This window comes from Bartonella sp. CM31XJBT (assembly GCF_028618555.1).
In the GTDB taxonomy this organism is placed as follows: Bacteria; Pseudomonadota; Alphaproteobacteria; order Rhizobiales; family Rhizobiaceae; genus Bartonella.
In genome coordinates, this window is the sequence record NZ_JAQITD010000054.1 from 1 (window position 1) to 4053 (window position 4053).

The 4053-nt window shown below is 34.7% G+C and carries 3 protein-coding genes and 2 pseudogenes; 1 reads left to right on the forward strand and 4 read right to left on the reverse strand.

Going from position 1 to position 4053, the window contains the following annotated elements:
* Positions 1-219: pseudogene (locus tag PVV63_RS09930) on the forward strand (hypothetical protein); the annotation flags it as partial.
* A gap of 1570 nt (positions 220-1789) precedes the next feature.
* On the opposite strand, the pseudogene PVV63_RS09935 reads toward PVV63_RS09930, so the two are convergent.
* The 4 genes and pseudogenes from PVV63_RS09935 to PVV63_RS09950 form a co-directional block, all read right to left on the reverse strand.
* Positions 1790-1972, reverse strand: a pseudogene (locus tag PVV63_RS09935) (hypothetical protein); the annotation flags it as partial.
* A gap of 185 nt (positions 1973-2157) precedes the next feature.
* Complete coding sequence (locus PVV63_RS09940) at positions 2158-2499, reverse strand: hypothetical protein (RefSeq protein WP_273791712.1); 342 nt, start codon at positions 2497-2499, stop codon at positions 2158-2160.
* On the reverse strand, positions 2486-3601 hold the full coding sequence (locus PVV63_RS09945; RefSeq protein ID WP_273791713.1) for a hypothetical protein: 1116 nt from the start codon (positions 3599-3601) through the stop codon (positions 2486-2488). Before PVV63_RS09945 ends, PVV63_RS09940 begins: the two co-directional genes overlap by 14 nt.
* Entirely contained in the window at positions 3591-3944 is a 354-nt protein-coding gene (locus tag PVV63_RS09950; RefSeq protein WP_273791714.1) for a DUF1376 domain-containing protein, read from the reverse strand. Before PVV63_RS09950 ends, PVV63_RS09945 begins: the two co-directional genes overlap by 11 nt.
* Positions 3945-4053 lie beyond the last annotated feature (109 nt).

The following is a 4053-nucleotide window of genomic DNA, read 5'->3' on the forward strand; positions in this document are numbered from 1 at the left end:
ATTTATGGCAAGGTTTATGGGAATGCTTGTGTGAGTGGCTCTTGTGAGATTTATGGCTCTGTTTATGGCAATGCTAAAATCTCATATTGTGCAACAATCTGGGGGCGTGCTTATGGCAATGCAAAAATCAATAAAAAAAGCAAAGTAAGGTTAGTTCCAAAAAATTGTGAGGTTTATGAAAGGGATAAGCTTATCAATATAACTGATAAAACAGAATAAAAACAGGTATGGGGGGCGTGCATTCTTTATGGTTATAAACGCATATAAAATGCATTGCTATAAACATATCATAAAAGAGAGAGTAAAATAAAAAAAAAAGCCGTGCCAAATGATATGACGCGGCTTTCAAATAGCGTTTTTTATTGATTAAAATGAATCATCCACAATGGAGTAATGAATGCATATATACAAAACGTATCATATTGCAAGTTCTCTATTAGAGATATGAAAACTTATCAAAAGAAACGTAAATGTGCGTATGATCTTTAATCACTCATTTGAATGAGAGAGCCTATAAAACGCTTGTTATGGCTATCAAACGTATCAAACAAATCAAAACGCTCGGTAGCTTTATCAATCCAATCAAAAGCAAATGCATATTAAGTGAATGTCTTGTAAAAACGTTCTTTTTACATTTACGAGCGTTAGGTTTCAAAAGCAGCTTTTCATAAGATAAATAAACAAACGCTTTTATAAAGTGTAAGGTTTTTAAGATTTTGCTCTGCTGTGAAATCTAGATCTTCATTTTTCATAAATGAAACGTTCTTAAGAGCAAATGATAACTAAGTTATAACTGTAATAAAAAAAAGTTTTAACGTTTCTTATAAAGATCTCATTTTATGTTTCAAACGTTTAAACGTGCATTTAAAGAGGTTCTCATAAGCGTATTTGTACTTTTCATTAAAACCTAATTTCTTTAAAAATTAGCCGGTCCATTTTTGGGGGCGTTATCTTAGAATAGAGCATTCTTTAAACATTACAGCTTTTGACTCAAAATTAAGTAAAAACCGATACCTTATGATGTTACAACGATTTTAAATTTTACTTGCTTATCTTGTCTAAATAGCTGCCCCCAAATTTGGAAAGAGCTCTTTTGGTTTCGTATTTTTAAACTATAACTTTTAAAACGTTTTTAGTACCAAATCTAAAGTAGATAGTAATTCTACTGCCATGGCATTATTTGCCTCCATTTTTTTGTGGAAGCGAATAGTTCCATTCTTAAAGACTAGCCTGCAATCTATTCATTAAAAGGCTTTTCATTTCATAAGATATAAAAGACCTCTTTATCGTTTTCTAAACTTTTAGACAGCGTTTTAAAAGCGATCTTGTCCTTAATCCTTTTATGCAATCTTTAAAATGTTCGCTGTTATGATGATGCTGTTATGACAGCTCTCTATTTTGCGCTCGCCAATTTTGGCGAATGTTAATTTGCTCTTTTATGTGATTAACAATCCAATCTTTAAAACAAGATGTGATCTTTAAACGTATGTTATCGATATTTTCAAACGACTAAATTTAAAACAATGTGATTTGTGCTGTGATAAAAACGTATCATAAAATTTATGAACTGTTATGAATGATATCGGCTTTTCATTTCATTTGAATGCACACATGCGTTATAATATTTACATCATGATTTGCTTTTTATGGTCTATTCATACATGGCAATCTTATATAAAAAATAGTCAAATGAATCACGTATAAAAGTGTGGATTCTTAAGTGGATTCATATAAAATAATTTCACACAACCTATTGACTTTATTGTGTTTTTTTGATATGATATCGAATATCAACTTTACAAGGCATCTCATGATACTGACCACCATCAAATTCTTCGTATTCTCTTGTGCCATCATCATATTCGTAAAGGTTATAAAAATATTCTGCTACCCCTAATCCCCATGGTGCATGCCCCACCGCCGTTGCAACCCACTTTTTTTGCCCTTTCTGTTTACGTTTTTTTAAAAACATCTGGTTTAATATCCCCTATCTAAATCCATAACTTTACCAATGGGTTTATTTGCCTCAAAATGGACCGTACAGAAGCGTTTTTAATTTCAATGTGGTTTTTATCACAAAATCTTTAAATCGATCTGTACGGTGCCTTTCTGTCAATTTAAACGCATCTCTATTCTCAAAATCATCAGCAAATTTCACTACTTTGCTGTTTTTTCGGATCCTTTTAAATACGATTTCATGACTGATGCTCCCGAAAAAAGCTCTGCTTTCAAATTTCTGCAATACTCTGCAAGCTCTGCTCCTGTTGGCATAAAGGTTTTCGAAAAGCCGTTTGCTTTTCCGCATATGATATCCTTAACAGCCTGTTTAAGGGTATGTTCTGAAGCATCTGATAAGGCTATGCTATAGTTCAAAGCGATAACATTAGGGTCTATATTGGCTGGTATTTTTAGACCAGAAAGCAAATAAGCAGCCGCCTCGATATGTTCAACCGTAACTTTCCGTGAGAGCAGTGCTTGTAAGCGATTACAGTCTTGCAAAACTTGCGATCTCTCCTCCAGTGTCAATGGCTTTCCATGCATAGAGATTGGAGGATACACACTCCGATCCACTCTCTTGGAAAGTGCTTGCAAATGAACTGATAGCCTCTGTATCTCTGATGCATTCTGATCCATAAGAATCGCTAGTGGTGATTGCTGCTTTGAGTGTACTGAAGCTTTGTGAAAGGCTGTTTGTGAAGTTATTTGTTGAGAGCTTATAGCGTTCGTTTGCATATCGTTTCTCCTGTTCTAATTTCTTGGCTAGCGTTCCATTCTGGTTAATAATCCAACCACACCAAGCACTTTGCCAATCGCGATTGTTTGCATTTCGATATGGGTTGGCTTTCCAATGAAGTTTAAATCTTTCGAATTCTAATAACGCCTCATCATGCGTTAAGCCTTTATCGATTGCGTATTGCAAATCGGGTTCAAAATCTTCTGGTACGCTTCCAAGTTCTTTTTTCCCCTTACTTCGCTTGGCTTTCTTAGGAACGCTTGTCTGCTCGTGAATGGGAGGTTGGTTGGTTTGCTCTGATTGGCTTTCAACATCACACTCGATTGGCTCGTCAACTAAATCGATTGTTTCTAAATCTTCAAAATCAATTTCTTTTTTTAATAAAACGTTAGTTTTATTTTTTTTATATATGTTAATGTTATTGTTATTGTACCCTCTTGAAGAATCTTGAAGACATCTTGAAGAATCTTCAAGACTTCTTAAAGAATCTTGAGGCTTTCTTAAAGAATCTTCTTGATTTTTATGTTTCCTCGTATTGGCGGCTTTTGCTGCTCTTTCTGCAAACTTATTTAAAGTTTCGTCTGAATTTTTTAATTCTTCTTCAACATCTGGACACCACAAATAACCATCTTCTGAAAGAACAATATGTCCAGATCTAAATAAGTAATCTAATGCCTTCTGAAATCTTTTTACTGAACAACACGTAAAATGAGATAATATTTGCGCATCATTTACAAGAGGCTCTCTAGTGCGCAACATTTGCAATCGCAATCGCATATAAACATTGCCTTCAATTGCGGGTAAACAAGCGAGATCAAGAAGCCACTTGTCTGCAAAAAGCCTCGTCCATGGCAACTTAGTTGACATACTTCACCTCCCTTTCTTCATTATTATTATTGCAAGTGAAATTATCTAGCTCTTCAGTGACGTTGTTGAGTTCTTTTTCAACTTCTGAATTCCACAACCCACCATTGTCTAAACGTATGATGAATCCACCTTCAATCAAGGAATTCAAAGCTGCTTCAAACTCTTCTACTGGATAACCAACCCAAAAAGCTAATACCGTTAAGTCCTTTAAAATAGGTTCACCAGTATGGAGCATTAGAAGTCGCAACATGACATAGATACATTTCTCGGTCGGCGACAAACAACCAAGAGTAAGAAGCCATTTGTCTGCAAAAAGCCTCGTCCATGGTAATTTAATGGACATACCCCAATTCCCTTTCTTTAACTAAATATAAAATTGCTAAAGCATCTGCTTCGTTATCATCTTTCGGATTGTGCCCTTTTGCACGCACCGCCTTAATCATCTCTTCTTT